The 18100-nt window shown below is 63.6% G+C and carries 21 protein-coding genes; 11 read left to right on the forward strand and 10 right to left on the reverse strand.

Translation table 11 applies throughout. The features are described 5' to 3' along the window. Positions 1-46 precede the first annotated feature (46 nt). Entirely contained in the window at positions 47-1543 is a 1497-nt protein-coding gene (locus tag AC04SG_RS00530; protein WP_488549480.1) for an amidase, read from the forward strand. Between the two features lie 109 nt (positions 1544-1652). Then, a complete protein-coding gene (gene argB, locus AC04SG_RS00535; RefSeq protein ID WP_488549481.1) occupies positions 1653-2546 on the forward strand; it encodes an acetylglutamate kinase in 894 nt (297 codons plus the stop codon). 41 nt (positions 2547-2587) lie between these two features. Here argB and AC04SG_RS00540 read toward each other — a convergent pair whose 3' ends face one another. From AC04SG_RS00540 to AC04SG_RS00550, 3 genes are all read right to left on the reverse strand, one after another. Beyond that, a complete protein-coding gene (locus tag AC04SG_RS00540) occupies positions 2588-2986 on the reverse strand; it encodes a RidA family protein (protein WP_488549482.1) in 399 nt (132 codons plus the stop codon). Between the two features lie 164 nt (positions 2987-3150). Continuing rightward, on the reverse strand, positions 3151-4698 hold the full coding sequence (bchE, locus tag AC04SG_RS00545; RefSeq protein ID WP_488549483.1) for a magnesium-protoporphyrin IX monomethyl ester anaerobic oxidative cyclase: 1548 nt from the start codon (positions 4696-4698) through the stop codon (positions 3151-3153). 112 nt (positions 4699-4810) lie between these two features. Further along, positions 4811-5287 (reverse strand): Lrp/AsnC family transcriptional regulator, encoded by a 477-nt coding sequence (locus AC04SG_RS00550; protein WP_192256980.1) that lies wholly within the window; start codon positions 5285-5287, stop codon positions 4811-4813. A gap of 140 nt (positions 5288-5427) precedes the next feature. Between AC04SG_RS00550 and phhA the strand changes: the two genes are divergently transcribed. Beyond that, positions 5428-6264 carry a phenylalanine 4-monooxygenase gene (gene phhA, locus AC04SG_RS00555; protein ID WP_488549484.1) on the forward strand — a complete coding sequence of 279 codons (837 nt, stop codon included), beginning with the start codon at positions 5428-5430 and terminating at the stop codon, positions 6262-6264. Between the two features lie 14 nt (positions 6265-6278). Here the strand turns inward: phhA and AC04SG_RS00560 are convergent, their stop codons facing one another. Next, entirely contained in the window at positions 6279-6770 is a 492-nt protein-coding gene (locus AC04SG_RS00560; protein ID WP_488549485.1) for a MarR family winged helix-turn-helix transcriptional regulator, read from the reverse strand. Between the two features lie 92 nt (positions 6771-6862). On the opposite strand from AC04SG_RS00560, the gene AC04SG_RS00565 reads away from it, so the two are divergent. Further along, positions 6863-7030, forward strand: a complete 168-nt coding sequence (locus AC04SG_RS00565) for a hypothetical protein (RefSeq protein WP_488549486.1) — start codon at positions 6863-6865, stop codon at positions 7028-7030. A gap of 159 nt (positions 7031-7189) precedes the next feature. On the opposite strand, the gene AC04SG_RS00570 is transcribed toward AC04SG_RS00565, so the two are convergent. The 3 genes from AC04SG_RS00570 to AC04SG_RS00580 form a co-directional block, all read right to left on the reverse strand. Continuing rightward, entirely contained in the window at positions 7190-8629 is a 1440-nt protein-coding gene (locus tag AC04SG_RS00570) for a GMC oxidoreductase (protein WP_488549487.1), read from the reverse strand. Further along, positions 8626-8796 carry a hypothetical protein gene (locus AC04SG_RS00575; RefSeq protein ID WP_488549488.1) on the reverse strand — a complete coding sequence of 57 codons (171 nt, stop codon included), beginning with the start codon at positions 8794-8796 and terminating at the stop codon, positions 8626-8628. The genes AC04SG_RS00570 and AC04SG_RS00575 overlap by 4 nt, the downstream gene beginning before the upstream one ends. 178 nt (positions 8797-8974) lie before the next feature. After that, positions 8975-9736, reverse strand: a complete 762-nt coding sequence (locus AC04SG_RS00580; protein WP_112559018.1) for a GGDEF domain-containing protein — start codon at positions 9734-9736, stop codon at positions 8975-8977. 175 nt (positions 9737-9911) lie between these two features. Between AC04SG_RS00580 and AC04SG_RS00585 the strand changes: the two genes are divergently transcribed. After that, positions 9912-10631: a pyrimidine 5'-nucleotidase gene (locus AC04SG_RS00585; RefSeq protein ID WP_488549489.1), complete on the forward strand. Its 720-nt coding sequence runs from the start codon at positions 9912-9914 to the stop codon at positions 10629-10631. A 77-nt stretch (positions 10632-10708) separates the two neighbouring features. On the opposite strand, the gene AC04SG_RS00590 is transcribed toward AC04SG_RS00585, so the two are convergent. After that, entirely contained in the window at positions 10709-11554 is an 846-nt protein-coding gene (locus AC04SG_RS00590; protein ID WP_488549490.1) for an LOG family protein, read from the reverse strand. Positions 11555-11779: 225 nt separating this feature from the next. Here AC04SG_RS00590 and dapD point away from each other — a divergent pair, with 225 nt between their 5' ends. The 4 genes from dapD (at position 11780) to AC04SG_RS00610 (ending at position 14216) form a co-directional block, all read left to right on the forward strand. Next, positions 11780-12634 carry a 2,3,4,5-tetrahydropyridine-2,6-dicarboxylate N-succinyltransferase gene (dapD, locus tag AC04SG_RS00595; protein ID WP_192256998.1) on the forward strand — a complete coding sequence of 285 codons (855 nt, stop codon included), beginning with the start codon at positions 11780-11782 and terminating at the stop codon, positions 12632-12634. A gap of 72 nt (positions 12635-12706) precedes the next feature. Further along, entirely contained in the window at positions 12707-13060 is a 354-nt protein-coding gene (locus AC04SG_RS00600; RefSeq protein ID WP_112559022.1) for a DUF805 domain-containing protein, read from the forward strand. After that, entirely contained in the window at positions 13053-13424 is a 372-nt protein-coding gene (locus tag AC04SG_RS00605; RefSeq protein ID WP_488549491.1) for a DUF805 domain-containing protein, read from the forward strand. Before AC04SG_RS00600 ends, AC04SG_RS00605 begins: the two co-directional genes overlap by 8 nt. A gap of 21 nt (positions 13425-13445) precedes the next feature. Then, the gene (locus AC04SG_RS00610; RefSeq protein WP_488549492.1) at positions 13446-14216 is read left to right on the forward strand and encodes a hypothetical protein; all 771 of its coding nucleotides are present in this window, start codon (positions 13446-13448) and stop codon (positions 14214-14216) included. 73 nt (positions 14217-14289) lie between these two features. On the opposite strand, the gene AC04SG_RS00615 is transcribed toward AC04SG_RS00610, so the two are convergent. Beyond that, the gene (locus tag AC04SG_RS00615; RefSeq protein ID WP_488549493.1) at positions 14290-15303 is read right to left on the reverse strand and encodes a 2-dehydropantoate 2-reductase; all 1014 of its coding nucleotides are present in this window, start codon (positions 15301-15303) and stop codon (positions 14290-14292) included. Between the two features lie 115 nt (positions 15304-15418). On the opposite strand from AC04SG_RS00615, the gene dapE reads away from it, so the two are divergent. Continuing rightward, positions 15419-16612, forward strand: a complete 1194-nt coding sequence (dapE, locus tag AC04SG_RS00620; RefSeq protein WP_112559025.1) for a succinyl-diaminopimelate desuccinylase — start codon at positions 15419-15421, stop codon at positions 16610-16612. A gap of 2 nt (positions 16613-16614) precedes the next feature. Next, complete coding sequence (locus AC04SG_RS00625) at positions 16615-17220, forward strand: transporter (protein WP_192257006.1); 606 nt, start codon at positions 16615-16617, stop codon at positions 17218-17220. Here AC04SG_RS00625 and truA read toward each other — a convergent pair. Further along, positions 17217-17972 (reverse strand): tRNA pseudouridine(38-40) synthase TruA, encoded by a 756-nt coding sequence (gene truA / locus AC04SG_RS00630; protein ID WP_488549494.1) that lies wholly within the window; start codon positions 17970-17972, stop codon positions 17217-17219. The two genes, AC04SG_RS00625 and truA, sit on opposite strands and share 4 nt — an antisense overlap. Positions 17973-18100: the final 128 nt, after the last annotated feature.

Consider the following 18100-nt stretch of genomic DNA (forward strand, 5'->3'; position numbering starts at 1 on the left):
CCAAGGAAATCCGCTGTCGTTAGCCTCTCATCAAAAGGGGAAAGCGATGTCGGCCGAACGGATACTGTGGGAAAACGATGCAACCGGCCTGGCAGAGCTGGTCCATAGCGGCGAAATCTCGCCGCAAGACCTTGTCGATGCGGCCATCGCGCGCGCCGAGGCCACCCGCCCCGACATCAACGCCATTGCCGAGCCGCTCTACGATGCGGCGCGGACACGGGCGAAATCCGTCGACCGCACCCTGCCTTTGGCCGGCGTGCCCTTTGCGCTGAAGGACCTCGGCATCGCCATCAAGGGCGTGCCGACGCATACCGGCAGCCGCATTCCGGCTTTCACCGCCGACTTCAATTCGGTGATGACCGAGCGCTATCTCGCTGCCGGGCTCATTCCGGTCGCAACCAGCACCTCGCCCGAACAAGGGCTTAGGCTGATGACCGAATCGGCCGCCTTCGGCATCACCCGCAATCCGTGGAACACGGACCACACCAGCGGCGGCTCGTCCGGGGGTGCGGCAGCACTTGTCGCCGCGGGTGTGGTGCCGGCGGCGCATGCCTCGGATGGCGGCGGCTCGATCCGGGTGCCCGCAGCCTGCTCCGGGCTGGTCGGTCTGAAACCCTCGCGCGGTCGCGTGCCGCAGACACCCCTGATCAGCGAAGCCTGGTACGGCATGGTGGTCGACCATGCCCTCACCCGCTCGGTGCGCGACTGCGCGCTGCTGCTCGACCTGACGCATGGGCCCGACCCGCTGGCGCCCTATGCCGCGCCGGCGCCGAAAGGGACCTTTGCCGCCGCTGCCGCGCGTGATCCAGGCAAGCTCAAGCTCGCCGTCTATCGAAAGTCGCCGCTCGGCCTGCCGATATCGATTGAGACGCTCGCCGCGCTGGACATGGCGATAGCGCTGGCGCGCGAAGGCGGCCACACGGTGGAGGAGATCGACCTGCCTTATATCGATCGCGAGTTCATGGCCGATTTCGCCAAAACCGTCGCCTCGGCGGTTGCCGGCACGATGCGCGGCGAGGCGCTGCGTGTCGGCCGCCCGGTCCTGGGCGATATCGAGCGCGCCACGCGCGTCATTGCGCGCTTCGGCGAGATCGTCTCGGCCGGCGAGATCTATGCCGGCCTGCAACTGCTCAACGCCATTTCGCGCCAACTGATCACCGACACCGCGCAATATGACGCCGTGCTGATGCCGATCATTGCGCATCCGCCGCTCGCCTGCGGCGCCATGGACCCGAGAGGCGCGGACGAGCTTATCGAAAACCTGCTCGACAAGCTGCACCTCACCCGGCTGCTGAAGCTCAAGCCGCTGCTCGGCCAATTGATGGACAAGAGCCTGTGGTTCACCCATTGGCCGGCGATCCAGAACGTCAGCGGCCAGCCGTCGATCGCGCTGCCTGTCCATGTCACCGATGCCGGCCTGCCGCTCGGCATCCAGGCCGTCGGCCGCCCGGGTGACGAGGAGACGCTTTTGTCGCTCGCCGGACAGATGGAAAAGATTTCGGGCTGGCTGACGCGGCGGGCGCCGCTGAAGGTGCCGGGCTAGATCGCGCCATCTCTGCGATTTCATCATTGTGACAGCAAAGCCGTTTGCGGCCTGCGCCAATTCCCGCTAAGACGCCGCCGTCCTTACCCACATCCAGGGAACCACGCCGATGACGGAGATCACCGCCACCGCCGAAATGCAGGCCGCCCTGCTTTCGCGGGCACTGCCTTATATGCAGCGCTACGAGCACAAGACCGTGGTGGTGAAATATGGCGGCCATGCCATGGGCGATATCGAACTCGGCAAGGCCTTTGCCCGCGACATCGCGCTGTTGAAGCAGTCCGGCGTCAACCCGATCGTCGTCCATGGCGGCGGCCCGCAGATCGGCGCCATGCTGGCCAAGATGGGCATCGAATCGAAGTTCGAGGGCGGCCTGCGCGTTACCGACCAGAAGACCGTCGAGATCGTCGAGATGGTGCTGGCCGGTTCGATCAACAAGGAGATCGTGGCGCTGATCAATGCCGAAGGCGAATGGGCGATCGGCCTGTGCGGCAAGGACGGCAACATGGTGTTCGCCGAAAAGGCGCGCAAGACCATGATCGACCCGGACTCCAACATCGAGCGCGTGCTCGATCTCGGTTTCGTCGGCGAACCGGTCGAGGTCGACCGCACGCTGCTCGACCTTCTGGCGCGCTCCGAAATGATCCCGGTGCTGGCGCCGGTGGCGCCCGGCCGCGACGGCCACACCTACAACATCAATGCCGATACTTTTGCCGGCGCCATTGCCGGTGCCTGCCAGGCGACGCGCCTTCTGTTCCTGACCGATGTGCCCGGCGTGCTCGACAAGAGCAAGAAGCTGATTGACGAACTGACGGTGGCCGAGGCCAAGGCGCTGATCAAGGACGGCACCGTGTCGGGCGGCATGATCCCCAAGGTCGAGACCTGCATCGAGGCGATCGAGCGCGGCGTCGAAGGCGTCGTCATCCTCAACGGCAAGACGCCGCATTCGGTGCTGCTGGAACTGTTCACCGAACACGGCGCCGGCACGCTGATCGTGCCCTGAGCCGCAGCTGGCCGCAGCCAGCCGATCACGCGGCCGGTCTGTCAGACGGGCTGGGGCAGGCGCGCGATGACCTTTATTTCAAAGTCGAAGCCGGCTAACCAGTTGACGCCGACCGCGGTCCAGTTGGTGTAGGGCGGCTCACCGAACGCCTTCAGCCGAACGGCATCGATCGCGGCCCACTGCGCGGCCGGATCGGTGTGGAAGGTGGTCACGTCGACAATGTCGTCGAATGTGCAGCCGGCGGCTTTCAGAACGGCCGCCAGATTGTCGAAGGCAAGCCGGACCTGCTTTTCGAAGACCGGTTCCGGCGAGCCATCCTCGCGGCTGCCGACCTGACCCGAGACGAACAGGAAGTCGCCTGAGCGGATTGCCGCCGAATAGCGGTTGATCTCGTACAGAGCCTGCCGGCCGGCAGGGAAGATTGCGTCACGTTTGGTCATTTTCACTCCATTCAGACGTGGCAGATCGGATCTCCCGACGATCGCGGCCTGCGTTCCATTGTCCGGAGCAGGTTTACATACGCCCCGTACGTCTGAGATGGGCACATACGAGGCGTATGTCAATACACATACGCCCCGTATATTTGTGATGCAGCTGAACCCGGTCATGCTTCGGGCGAGATCGCGACGGCCGCTTTGGCCGGCTTGCGCGGCGGCCGCACGACGACCATCGATTCTTCTTCGGCATCCTGCGGCGCACCCCAGAATTCGGCCAGCGTCGGACCATCCTTCAGGCGGTGGTCCCGGGCCAAGAAACCCCAGACCTCGCGGAACCAGACGCGGCGGCCCATTTGCGTATACCAGCGCATCGAATGGCGTTGCTCCGGATCCCTGTGGAACAGGATGCGCGCCAATGCCTTCGGCCGCGACTGCACCGCGACCTCGATCAGCTTGACCGAGAAGAACAGCATCCAGGGTTTCAGCCGCGTCATCTGCAGCACCTGGTGCTTGTAGTCCCACAGCCGGGCGTCGGTCTGGATCACCTTGCGGTCGCGGGCGATGCGGAAGAACGGTGTCCAGCGATGCGGCGTGACATAGAGCGCCTGGATCTGGTCGGGGTCATAGGCAAGCAGCTGGCGAAAGCCGCGCCAAAGGTCGCGAAAGGTCTCGTCCTCGAACCCGGCCACCCAGGTCGCCATCGACAGGATGCCATGTTGGCGCAGCAACCGGATTGCCTCGCGGTCGGACGAGGTGCTGCCGCCCTTGCGGATCAATGCAAGTGTCTGCTCGTCGGTGTTTTCCATGCCGAGCAGCCAGCGGATGACGCCCGCTCTGCGGTAGAGATGCAGGATATCGGCGTCGCGCACAATGTCGTCGGCGCGGGTCGAGCCAACGATCAGCACAGGCACGTTCTCGGCGATCAGCGCATCGAGAAAAGCGCGCCAGGCTTTCTTCGACACGGTCGGGTTTTCGTCGGCGAGGTTGACCAGTTCGACGCCGTGCTCCCGGTGCAGCCAGGCAATCTCCTGCGCAAACTTCTTGGGATCGCGATGCCGCCAGCGGGTCCAGAAACCGCGTTGGCCGCAATAATTGCACAGATGCGGGCAGCCGCGCGAAAACTGCATGACCACGGCGCGCTTGCCGCCCCAATAGCTGTAGCGGCGATGGTCGATCAGCTCCCAGCCGACGCGGCAATCGTCGAGAGCGGCGATGGTGGCGGCCGGCTGCGTTGCAAAGGGGCGGCCGAGATCGTCGCGATAGGCGATGCCTGCGACTTCAGCCAGCGGCAGGCGCTTGTCCAGCGCCTCGATGAGTGCCGCGATGGTCGCCTCACCCTCGCCGCGCACGATGAAGTCGAAGACATCGGTTGCGGCCAGTATGTCGCGCCAGTGATAGGTCGGGAACACGCCGCCATAGATCAGCAGCGTTGCCGGCTCGAGCGCCTTGACCATGCGGGCGATGGCGAGCGCGGTCGGATGCGCCGAGGTCGAGCCGGAATGGCCGATCAGGATGCAGTCGGGCTGGTCGCTCAACGCATCGCGCACAAGGGTGTCCAATAGCATCGGCCCGAACTCGGCATCGACGAGCCGCACCTCATGACCGGCGTCGAGCAGCGGCCCGCCGATTGCAAGCAGGCCAAGCGGCGGCAGATGATCGTCGGGCACGCGGCTGCCGATGGCGGTGTGCGGCGGATTGATCAGCACGATGTTCATGACGGACCCCGGAGCAGTGGTCCGGATGGCGTAGCCGGCGTTTCAGATCGGCAATTGGGCTCCGTTCAGCAGTTTGCGTGCAGCTTTTCGGCAGAAATGGCGATGCCGAGCCTTACCGCCTGAGATGGGCAAGCGGCACGTGGCCGGGGCCTTTGATGTTTTGCAGAACCAGCTGGGTGTGAACGTCTCGCACTCCGGCAAGGCGCATCAGTCGATGCATGACGAAGGCGTTGAGCTCGTCGACCGAGGGCACCATGACATGCAGCAGGAAATCGTGCTCGCCGGTCATCGTCCAGCAGGAAGACACTTCGTCCATGCGCTGCACGGCGGCAATGAAGGTTTCTGGCGAACCGTCGCTATGGCTGACCAGCCGCACCTCGATGAACACCTCGACCATCAGGCCAACGGCGCGGCGACTGAGCACGGCGGCGAAGCCCTTGATGATGCCGGCCTCCTGCAGCGCCTCGAAGCGGCGCGCGCACGGCGTCGTCGACAGGCCGATCTCCTGCGCCAACTCGGATACGGGTTTTCTCCCGTCGCGCTGCAGGATTTCGAGCATCTTGATCTCGAAATCGTCAAACTGAGGCATTTTCACTCTCCTTCAGCTTTCGTGTGGTGACTTTTACCTCAAATCCTGTCTCCAAGCCATCATCAAAGCTGAATTGCCTCGCCGGCTGCCGCTACATTTTCCGAACAGATTCGAAGTGTCATGATCAGGGGAGAAGAACCATGACGACGATGAGCGTTGCCGAGTATGCCCGTGATTGCGCGGCCCAAGGCCTGCGCGGGGACTATTCGGTGTGCCGTTCCGACTTCACCGTGGCGCAAGGCTATGACTACAGCGCTGAGGAACAGGCGGTGTGGCGCACGCTGTGCGACCGCCAGACCAAACTGACCCAGAAACTGGCGCACCACTCCTATCTCGACGGCGTCGCCAGGCTCGGCCTGCTGGACAGGATCCCGGATTTCGGCGCGGTCAGCGAGAAGCTGCGCAAGCTGACCGGCTGGGAAATCGTCGCCGTTCCCGGCCTCATTCCGGCCGCGCCCTTCTTCGACCATCTCGCCAACCGGCGCTTTCCGGTGACCAACTGGCTGCGCACCAAGGAAGAACTCGACTACATCGTCGAACCCGACATGTTCCACGACTTCTTCGGCCATGTGCCCATCCTGACGCAGCCGGTGTTTGCCGACTTCATGCAGATGTATGGCGAGAAGGCCGAGAGCGTAATTGCGCTGGGTGGCGACGAGATGATCACCCGCCTTTATTGGTACACCGCCGAATACGGGCTGATGCAGGAGAAGGACCAGCCGCTGAAAGCTTTCGGCGCCGGGCTGATGTCGTCCTTCACCGAATTGCAGTTCGCCGTCGCGAGCCCGGATGCGCATCACGTGCCCTTCGACCTCGAAACGGTGATGCGCACCGGCTACGAGATCGACAAGTTCCAGCGCGCCTATTTCGTGCTGCCGTCCTTCGACGTGTTGCGCGATGCGTTCCGGACCGCCGATTTCAAGGTGATTGTTGCCCGCCGCAAGGGGCAGCCCGCGCTCGACCCGGCGACGGTCTAGCTCCGGCGCCGCTCTCAGGCGGCGTCCGGCCCCTCGGCCTTCAGCCGCGCCAGCTGGTCGCGCTGCAGGTCAAGTGCGGCGTGGACGAAGCGCGATAGGGTGGCCAGTTCCGCGTCGCTGAAGGTGGCGACGACCTTCTCGCCTTCGCGTGCGATGGCGCCGTAGTAGCGCTCCGACAGGTCGCGCGTCGCCTCGGTCGCCTCGATCACCACCTTGCGCCTGTCCTCGAGACTGCGCGTCCGGGTCAAAAGCCCGCGCGCTTCCAGCCGGTCGATCAGCGCGGTCACGGCGGCCGGCGTCAGGCCGGTTGCGATCGCGATGGCGCCGGCCGATTGCGGGCCGCCGTAAAGCAGCCCGATGCAATGGCGTTCGGCCATGTTCAGCCCAAGCCTTGCCCCCACCGCCTCGTCATAGGCCTGCGTCGCGTCCTGCCACTGCATGATGGCCAGGCCGATGGCCGTCGTCATGTCGTCACGATTCCGGCTTGACGAGTTTATTTCGATCATCTAACTATCAATCTGTCTAACATTTAGACCATTGCATCAATATGCGACTGCGGCCCGGACATAGCAAGGGGCCAGCCGACAAGGAGCGAAAAATGAGCTTGATTCAACAGCGCGCGCCGCTCTCACATGAGGAGGAGTACAAATATGCCGAGATGGCGATGAAATGGTATGGCTGGGGCTCGCCCATCGGCCTCGGCATACTGCTGGTGGCGCTGGCCGCTGCGGCTGTGCTGGCGCGCATCGCCGTCTACGGCTTCTAGGGCAATTGCAGGAAAAAGCGTCCAGCGGTTTTCCGTCCGGAATTGCGTAAATCGCTACAACTCAGCACGATCTTCCCAAAGGCGCGCCAAGGCGGCGGCGGCAGCCGTCACAGGCGCCGGCGCCGCCTGCTTTTTGGAGCATTAGACATGATGACTGCGTCACACAGTGATGATCTTGCTGAGATGATCACCCATCCGGCAGGCAAGCGCGGTGATCGTCGTCGTCGGGTTGCATTCGCCCGAGGTGCAGAACACCGAGGAGCCGCCGACATAGAGATTGTCCATGCCGTGCACCTTGCAGTTGGCGTCGACGACGCTTTTGGTCACATCGGTACCCATGCGGGTGCCGCCCATATGGTGGTGGCCGGCCAGTTCCTCATCCGTCGGATAGTCCTGGCCATTGGCAAGCCAGTCCATCATGCGGACGCGGCCGAGGTCCTTCTCGATCAACGTCGTACCGAAGAGTTTGAGCCCCTCCAGAATGGTGCGCCGCTCCAGCGGCGACTTGTTCCAGTGCAGCTCGATGCGCGGCACGCCGGCAGGGTCGACATCGGTCTTCGACAGTTCGATCCGGTTCGAAGCCAGCGGCGCCTGTTCCCAGGCGACGTAGAGCTGGGCCGCGCAGCGCAGATTCTGGCTGAGCTGATACGCCACCCATTCGGCGGCGTCGGGTGCGGTGCAGGCCAAGTCGGCAATCAGGCTCTTGACGCCGGCATAGGGCGTCTCGATCAGGCGGATGCCGAAATTCATGATCTGCAGCCGCTCCATGGCCGCCAGCGTCGGCGAGAAGAAGGCCTCGTTGACGGCGTCGACCTCGAACTCGCTGTAGTCGGCCAGGATGGCATTGCCGCCCTCGAAAGTCGGATGCTCCATCCAGTAGCGTCCAAGCGCTGTGGCGTTCGGCACCACGCCGCCATTCGAGCGCTGGTTCGACCATAGAAGCAGCCGTGAATTCTCCAGCCCGCCGGTGCAGACGATGAAATAATCGGCGCTGAAGGCGCCGGCATCCTGGCCGTTCGACCACAGCCTGGCGCCCGTCACCCGCTTGCCGTCGCCTGCTAGTTCGGTGGCATAGGTGTTGAGCACGACGGCGATGGTCTTGCTCTTGTCGAGCTCGTCGGCGAATTTCTCGCCAAAGCGCACGGCCGGGCTCTTGATCAGTTGCACCCAGCGTATGTCGTCCGAAATCGGCACATCGGGACGGAAGTCCGGAAGCTCGAGGATATCATGCACCTCACTCAGATAGGGCTCGATGTCGGTGCGGCTGATCGGCCAGCCAGTGTCCGGCGCCCACGCCTTGGGCTCGAAGTCTTGGCTGTCGAGCACCCGGCACCAGCCGGCCCAGTGGTTCGACGACCCGCCCATGAAGCGCAGCCGGGTGATATCGAGGTCGAAATAGGGATCGCCGACCGTGGTGCCGCGGTAGAAATCCTGCGACTCGTCGCTGAATTCGCGCGCGCCGGCTTCCAGCACCACGACCGGAATGCCGGCGGCGCCAAGCTTCCTGGCGATGGTGGTGCCGGCGGGGCCTGAGCCGAGGATACAGACCCTGGGTTTGAAATCCGAGGCGCGATACGCCTCATAACTGTCGAAGATCATGCCAGGTCGCTCCGCTTCAGGATCCAGCCATTGACCTCGACGATCTCGTCGGGGTCGGCATGGGGGCGGTCGCTTTCAGGCAGCTTGCGAAACAGCCGTAACGCCGGCATCGCAAGCAGCGCCTGCACGATGGCGCGGCGCGATACTTTCTTGATGAAGAAACTCATGACACGTCTCTCGATGGGGGCCTCGATCCACGCATGGCGTTCCCTGAACGGCACACGTGCCGGCCAGACAGGCCATTTCCGTGCCAGTCCTAGCCGGTAAACGGCTTACAACCGGGTAAACGGCGTGGTTGCGTGAAAAACGACGTTAGCAAATCCTTAGCGAGCATGAGCGCGAGCCTCAGGCGGCCTCGGAAATGTCCCGGTCGAGGATCGACAAATTGCGGCCACGGTGCTTGGCCTCGTAGAGCCGGAGGTCGGCAGCGCGCATCAGTTCCGAAACATTGGCATCCTCACCGCACGTGATGCCGCCAATGCTGACTGTCAGCGGCACCGTCCGCTCGTCGACCGGGCGGAAGCGGATCAGCTCGACTTCGCGGCGGATACGCTCGGCGACGCGCCTGGCCTCCGCGCCGGTGGCGCCGACCAGGAAGGCGCCGAACTCCTCGCCGCCGATGCGGCCAAGCACGTCGCCGCTGCGCACGCCACGCTCGATGGCGCTGGCGATCAGCAGAAGCGCGTCATCGCCGGTCAGATGGCCGAAGCTGTCGTTGATCGCCTTGAAATGGTCGGCGTCGATGATCAGCAGCGCGCCGCGATCGGATTTACGCCGCGAGCCGTCGAGCGCGGCAAAGAAGCTCTCGCGGTTGAGCATGCCGGTCATGTCGTCGCGGCTCGCCTTCTCCGACAGGCGCCGATGCGCGGCGGCGAGTTGGGCATGCGCGCGGGCAAGATCGCGATGCGCGCCTTTCAGTCTGTCGCTCTGCCAGAAGGTGCTGGCGCAGGCGATCCAGGCGAGCGCCAGCGGGCACACCGTCGACGTCAGCCAGATGGTGCGACTGACCGGAAAACCCATGGCGGGAACGACAATAAGCGTCAGCAAAAGCGAGACGGCTACCGAGCCGAACGCGACGGCGGCGGACTTTAAAAGTATGCGACTCATCGCTGGCTCCCACTGAACCGTCTCTGTGCCAGCAAGCCCTGAAGGCCACCTTTCGGCGATGGCTAAAATTTGAATGGTGAGCCCATTTTTACAACTCTAGATGCGTATAGGTTGTGGATAAGCCTGACATCAGAAAGGGGTTCGAACGGCAGATATTTCGTGCCATAAGGACGCCATGACCACGTCGCCCGATCCCGCCCGCTTTGCCCATGTCACCGACTGGGTGTTCGACCTCGACAACACGCTCTATCCGCACCATTCGAATCTGTTTTCACAGATCGACGTCAAGATGACGGCCTATGTCGGAGAATTGCTGACGCTGCCGCGTGACGAGGCCCGCAAGCTGCAGAAGGAGCTCTATCTCGAATATGGTACGACGCTGAACGGGTTGATGACGCGCCACGGCATCGACCCCGACGACTTCCTCGAAAAGGTGCACGACATCGACTATTCGTGGCTGGTGCCCGATCCGGTGCTCGGCACCGCCATCCGCCAGCTTCCCGGGCGCAAGTTCATCTTCACCAATGGCGACCGCAGGCACGCCGAGCGCACCGCGCGCCAGCTCGGCATCCTCGACCATTTCGACGATATCTTCGACATCGTCGCCGCGGGGCTGACGCCGAAGCCGTCGCGCCAGACCTATGAGAAGTTTGCCGAACTGCACGCCGTCACCGGCCACAATGCGGTGATGTTCGAGGATCTCGCCCGCAATCTGGAGGTGCCGAAATCGCTGGGCATGACCACAGTGCTGGTGGTGCCGCGCAATTTCGAGCCGACCTTTGCCGAGATCTGGGAACGCGACCCGGCCAATGAGGACGACGTCGATTTCGTCACCGACGATCTCGCGACGTTTCTCACGGCGATTGTGGAGGGGGTAGAGGAATTGGAGAAATGAGGAACTGGAGAACTGAGGAACGATCCGGCCCCCCTTTTTCCTCAATTCTTCAGTTCCTCAGTTCCCTAGTTCTTCCGCTATTCCCCTAACTTGTAGAAGCGGCTGATAATCCCCCACGCCTCGTCCGCGGTGTCGACGAAGTCGATGATGTCCTGGTCGCCGGGCGTGATCGTGCCCTGTTCGGCCAGGAAATCGAGATCGATCGCCCTTTTCCAGAACGCCTTGCCGAACAGGATCACTGGCACGCGCTCCATTCGGCCGGTCTGGATCAGCGTCAGCGTCTCGAAGAACTCGTCCATGGTGCCAAAGCCACCCGGAAACACCGCAACAGCCTTGGCGCGCATGACGAAATGCATCTTGCGGATGGCGAAATAGTGGAAGTTGAAGCACAGTTCCGGCGTCACATAGGCATTCGGCGCCTGCTCGTGTGGGAGGACGATGTTGAGGCCGATCGACGGCGCACCGACATCGTCGGCGCCGCGATTGCCAGCCTCCATGACGCCAGGCCCACCACCGGTGACGACGACGAATTCGCGATAATAGGACGTGGCTGACTGCTTCGCGCAGAGGCGGGCGAATTTGCGCGCCTCCTCGTAATATTTGCTGTTTTCCTCGAGGTTCTTCTTCTGCGTCTCGTTCTTGGCCGCCCAGGCCTCGCCGCCAGGTTCGGGAATGCGCGCGCCGCCGAACAGGATCACCGTCGAGCTGATGCCGCGTTCGGCCAGGATCATTTCGGGCTTCAGGAGTTCCAGCTGCAACCGCACCGCGCGCAATTCGCGACGCGTCATGAAGTCGGGATCGTTCCAGGCCAGACGATAGGTGTCGGCGCGCGTCTGCGGCGTATCGGGCACGCTTTTCGAGCGCTCCAGATCCTCGTCCGAATGCGGCAGCGGCGTCCATCCCGCCTTTTCCATAGGAGTCATATGCTTTACCCGTCCCAACAGTTCACTTGCGCCGTCCCGTGGCGCACGCGCGATTGACCCCCAATACGCCTTAACATAAGCAGGTTCCGCAAAAGTGTCGGCGGTTTTGCGACAAGAACCTGCTACATGCAAAGACCCAAGCAGGCAAAGCCTGCCAAGGGGTCCGCGCGATTTTCAAAACAGGTTAAGGCGATGGCCTTAACAGCGTGGTAACGGAGCGAATTCATGTCGAAGCCTGATCTGGCAAGCCTCGAAAAGACCATCGAGAAGGCCTTCGAGGAGCGCGACACGATTTCGACCGCGACCCGCGGCGAAACGCGCGACGCCATCCAGTCTTCACTCGACCTGCTCGACCGCGGCACCGTGCGCGTCGCCGAGCGCCAGGCCGACGGCAAGTGGCATGTCAACCAGTGGCTGAAGAAGGCGGTGCTGCTCTCCTTCCGGCTCTATCCCATGGAGATCATCAAGGGTGGCCCGGGCCATGCCGTATGGTGGGACAAGGTGGCGTCGAAGTTCGACGGCTGGAGCGCGGTCGATTTCGAGAAGGCCGGTTTCCGCGCCGTGCCGTCGTCGATCGTGCGCCGCTCGGCCTATGTCGCGCCGGGCGCGGTGCTGATGCCGTCCTTCGTCAATGTCGGCGCCTATGTCGACAGCGGCACCATGGTCGACACCTGGGCGTCGGTCGGCTCCTGCGCCCAGATCGGCAAGAACGTGCACCTGTCGGGCGGCGTCGGCATTGGCGGCGTGCTGGAGCCTATGCAGGCCGGCCCGACCATCATCGAGGACAATTGCTTCATCGGCGCGCGCTCGGAAGTCGTCGAGGGCTGCATCGTGCGCGAAGGCTCGGTGCTCGGCATGGGTGTGTTCATCGGCCAGTCGACCAAGATCGTCGACCGCGCCACCGGCGAGGTCTTTTACGGCGAAGTGCCGCCGAATTCCGTCGTCGTTGCCGGCTCGATGCCGGGCAAGGCTTTTCCGAACAACGAGCCGGGCCCTGGCCTCTACTGCGCCGTCATCGTCAAGCGCGTCGACGCCAAGACCCGTTCCAAGACCTCGATCAACGAATTGCTGCGTGATTGATCTTTTTTGCAAACGGACGCACCTTCCGCCGGCGCGACATTCCGTCGCGCTGATTCCGCATGGAGGGGTGACATGGACTGGAAGTATCTTCTGACGAGCTATGAAGGCCGTATCAACCGCGCCAAATTCTGGGCTTGCGTCGGTGTGATATTTGTTGGCGCCATCATCGCCATCATCATCGACAACATCATCGGCACCACGTTCAACAACATGCCCTATGGTTTCGTCTACCTGATCTATGTGATCGCCACGCTCTATCTGGTCTTCGCCGTCTACGCCAAGCGCTGGCATGACCGCAACAAGTCGGGCTGGTGGACACTTATCGCACTGGTGCCTTTCATTGGGGCGATCTGGCTCATCGTCGAGCTGGGCATCCTCGAAGGCAACAGGGGCGCCAATCAATACGGACCGGATCCGCTTGCCTGAAAAAACAGACCTCATTTGGCTTTTCTTCAAAACCTCAGGCCGCGTCAGCCCCGGTGCGTATGCGCTGGCCGGCCTGCTTTTGCTGCTTGCCCAGTTTTTCCCGCTTTACCAGTTTGCCAGACTGGAGCCCGGCACCGCAAATAGCCAAGTGTGGGCCATTGTGTTCTGGACCGTTGTGCTGATTTCGACCTGGTCGAGCTTCGCGGTTACGGCAAAACGTTTCCATGATTTCGGCAAGCCGACTTACTACGCGTTGATCTCTCTCATCATCGGCCCGATTCTTCTTCTCATTCTTGCCTGCTTCAGAAGTGATCCCGGGCCTAATCGCTACGGCCGGCACACCAATTCTCCCGCACAAGCCTGAGGGCCGACCGGATATCTCGCCATGCGCTACCGCACGCTTGATCCGAAACTGATCATCGACACCGCCGAGCGGCTGGAAGGGCGCGTCGCCGAGCGTTTTCCCGAGGCGGGCCTGCGCGGCGTCGCCGCGGAACTGGTGTCGCTGTCGCGCGACCTGGCCAAGGCGGCGCAGGCGCTCGAGGCGCCGATCTGGTGGCTGCGCGGCGCCATCGTCGCCGCCGTCGCCGCCGGCGCGCTGATCTTCCTGTTCGTCGGCACCATCCTGCCGCTCATCCATATCTCGCAGGCCGACGACGCGGTACAGTCGGTGCAAGGCATCGAAGCCACGATCAACATGATCATCCTTGCGGTGCTCGGCCTGCTGGCGCTGATCCGCACCGAGGAGCGCATCAAGCGCAAGCGGGTGTTTCGCCAGCTGCATGGGCTGAGGTCGCTGATCCATGTCATCGACATGCACCAGCTGACCAAGGATCCGGCCGCATTGTCTGCCAACTTCAGGCCGACCGCACATTCGCCGGCGCGTATCACCAATGCCGCGGACCTGGCGCGCTACCTCGATTATTGCTCGGAAATGCTGTCGATCACCGGCAAGATCGCAGCGCTGTTCGCGCAGTCGGTCAATGACGATGTGGTCATCGACGGCGTCAACGACGTCGAGAACCTGGCATCCAACCTGTCGCGCAAGATCTGGCAGAAGATCACGCTGATCGAGAACCATCCGGCGGTGCAGCCGCCGCCGGCGCCGGACCCGGCGAGCAAGGCGCCGGCTCCGAGGCGCGCGCCAAAGCTGTGACGCAGCGGTGCCGGCGTGCCTGCTTTTTCCGGGCCCATGTGCGGGCCAAGGCCTGACACTCGCGGCGAGCAGCCTATCCCGTGACGGCTTCCGGCGTCAGCCCGGGTGACCCGCGCTTTTCCCGCTCGGCCTGCCGCACCAGCGCGATGACCCGTTTAAGCAAAGGCGCCGGCGTGCCAGCCTTTTCGGCGAGGCTCAGGACCGTTCCCTGCAGGTCGCCGATTTCGGTTGGCCGGCCACGCTGGAGATCGTCCCACATGGACGAGCGCGCCTGCGGGTCGATGGCGAGCATGCGCCGCGCCACCAGCCGGAACAGCCAGTCCGGCAGCCGGAGCAGTTTCGGCAGCAGGCCGGGACGCAGGCCGCCGATCCGCGCCGGCGCAATGCCTGAGGCCTTCATGGCCGCCAGCGCCTCGTCGATCTGACCGGCAAGGATCAGCCGCCAGCGGCGGTCGGCAAGTTCGCTCGCCAGCGGCAGGCCGGACAGCGCGACGAGCGCATTGTTGAGGTTGATCAGCAGCTTGCCCCACTGCACTGCCTTGATGTCGGCATGGGTTTCGACAGCAAGGCCTTCGACATCGAGAAGGCCAGCAAGACCGGCCGCATCCTCTTCGATCACCACCTTGCCCTCGCTGGCGCGATGCACGTGAAGCGGCAAGTTGCCTTCGGCCGACTGGACGACATTGAACGGCACCATGCCGGCGAGCACCGGTCGAGAGCCCAGCCCGGCGCGCAGCCGGTCGGCATTGCCGACACCGTTCTGCAGGCTGACCACCACGACATCGGCGCGAGCATGCGCGGCAATGAGCGCCGCCATCTCCCCGGTGGCGCCGTTCTTGACCGTCACCAGCACCACGTCGGCACTGCCCAGGGCGGCGGCGGGGTCGGCAGTGACGGACACTGGCTTGATGGATCGGTCGCGGCCGTCGAGGTCGGTGACACGCAGCCCACCGCCCAGCAAGGCCTCCGCGATGCGCGGCCGCGCCAGAAACACCACCTTGCGTCCGGCCAGCGCCAGGCAGCCGCCGACATAGCAGCCGATGCTGCCGGCGCCGGCAATGACGATGGTCTTTTCGGCGTTGGCCATGCGATAATCCCGTGTTGGCCTGCACTATACGACATGAAAACCATAATGTCGGCGGCAGGACCGGTCATCATCTCTGACCGTGACAGGCCTTTCGCTTTCGATTATCGCTTTGCCCATGAAACTGCCGACCGATCCCGCCGCCAATCTTGCGACCCTCATACGCTGTGCCTCCGTAACTCCTGCCGAGGGTGGTGCGCTGGCCGCGCTGGAAGGCATGCTGAAGCCGCTCGGCTTTTCCGTCGAACGCCCGGTGTTTTCCGAAGACGGCACGCCCGACATCGAGAACCTTTATGCGCGCCGCTCCGGCAATGGGCCGCATCTGATGTTTGCCGGCCATACCGACGTGGTGCCGGTGGGCGATGAGGCATCGTGGACGCATCCGCCCTTCGCCGCCGAGATCGCCAAGGGCGAGATGTACGGCCGCGGCGCCGTCGATATGAAAGGCGGCATCGCCTGTTTCATCGCCGCGGTGGCGCGCCATGTCGAGAACAAGGGTGGTCCGAAAGGCTCGGTCTCGCTGCTGATCACCGGTGATGAAGAAGGCCCGGCCATCAACGGCACGACAAAACTGCTCGACTGGGCGGCCGCCAAGGGCGAGAAATGGGATGCCTCGATCGTCGGCGAACCGACCAATCCGGACGCGCTCGGCGACATGATCAAGATCGGCCGGCGTGGCTCGATGTCGGGCAGCGTCACCGTCAACGGCCGCCAGGGCCATGTCGCCTATCCCTTGCTTGCCGACAATCCGGTGCGCGGCCTGATGAGCCTGGTCGAGGCCTTGCTCCACCCCGTCTTCGACAAGGGCACCAGGGATTTCCAGCCGACCAATCTGGAAGTGACCTCGATCGATGTCGGCAACCCGGCGACCAATGTCATCCCGGCCAAGGCGACAGCCACCTTCAACATCCGCTTCAACGACACGTGGACGGCCGAGACCGTGCAGGCAGAGATCCACAACCGCCTCGACCAGGCTGCCAAGCGCAAGAAATACCGGACCGGCAAGAAGACCCCCGTCGACTATGAGCTTGTCTGGCGCGACCGGCCGAGCCACGTTTTCCTGACGCGCGACGACAAACTCATCGACACGCTGCGTGGCTCGATCAAGGCGGCGGTCGGCAAGGAGCCGGCGCTCTCCACCTCCGGCGGCACCTCGGACGCCCGTTTCATCAAGGACTATTGCCCGGTGGTCGAGTTCGGGCTGGTCGGCAAGACCATGCATATGGTCGATGAACGCGTCGCATTGGCCGACCTCGAAACGCTGACCCAGATCTACCAGCGCTTTATCGAAGACTGGTTCGAGCAGGGCTGATCATGCTTTCGGTTGACGAGACCTCTTCATCGCTTACCGGCGCCTGGCGGCTGATGCTCGGCAAGGCCGACGGCTTGCGGCTGCTCGACCTGTCGGCGGATGGCTTCTGGAATTCCTTCTTTGCCATCGTCGTCGCCGCGCCGGCGATGATCGTCGGCTGGGTCGGCACGGCCAACGAGATCGGCGACCCCAATGCGTTCGCCGGGCGGCTGGGCATGTTGATCCGGCTGGCAACCGTCGACCTCGGCTCGTGGCTGTTGCCGCTGGTTGTGCTTGCCCTGGTCGCGTCGCGTGCCGGCATCGGCGACCGCTTCGTCCACTACGTCGTCGCCAGCAACTGGGCGTCGGCAATCACCGCCTGGATGCTGCTGCCATCGGCGTTGATCAGGCTCTTCCTGCCGTCCGGCAACCCATTCGCCGAATTGGTGTGGCTGGTTCTGGTGGTGCTGTCGCTGGTCCTCACCTGGCGGATGACCAACGCCGCGATCGGCAAGGGCGCGGCTGTCGGCACCGCCGTGTTCACAGGCATGTTGGTGGTGTCTCTGGCCGTCTTGTTCGGCTTGGTGGCGCTGCTCGGCATCACTGTACCGACGGCCGCCCCGGCCTAGGATTTTTCCGGATAGTCGACACCGATGAGAAAAAGCCCGTCGGGCGGCGCCACCTGGCCGCAGGCGGTGCGGTCCTGCGCATCGAGCGCGGCCTTGAGATCTGCAGCCGTCCAGCCGCCGTCGCCGACGCGTTTCAGCGACCCGACCATGGAGCGCACCTGATTGTGCAGGAACGAGCGCGCCGAGGCCCTGACTTCGATCAGGTCGCCCTGGCGGCCCACATCGAGCCGCTCCAGCGTCCGCACCGGACTGTTGGCCTGGCATTGCGTCGAGCGGAAGGTGGTAAAGTCATGTCGGCCGAGCAGGACTTTCGCCGCTTCGTGCATGGCGTCCGCATCGAGCCGCTTCGGCACCCACCAGACCTTGCCCTTTTCCATCGCAGCCGGCGCGCGCCGGTTGAGGATGCGGTAGAGATAGTGCCGTCCGGTGGCCGAGAAACGGGCGTCGAAATCGTCGGGGACAACCCTCGCCTGCAGGATGGCGACGTGCGCGCCGGCCGCCTGCAGATGCGCGTTGACGGCGTCGCGCACCTTATCGTTGGGCCACCCCTTGGCGAGGTCGACATGCGCTACCTGGGCGGTCGCATGCACGCCGGCGTCGGTGCGGCCGGCGGCGCGTATCCGCACCGCCTCGCCGCTGAACTTCTCGATCGCCTGCTCTATCGCCTGCTGCACCGAAGGCTGATCCGCCTGGTGCTGCCAACCAGCGAAGAGGCTGCCGTCATATTCGATATCGAGACGAAAACGCGGCATAGGCTATCGACACGCGCCTAGAGCCGGAAGATTTCAGGTCGAATCGACCTGATATCTGAATCCGGCTCTAAATCAAAGAGATAGAGCATGATGTCGTCCGAAAACCGCTTCACACTTTTCGGCATCAT

The organism is Mesorhizobium sp. CNPSo 4684, from assembly GCF_057784315.1.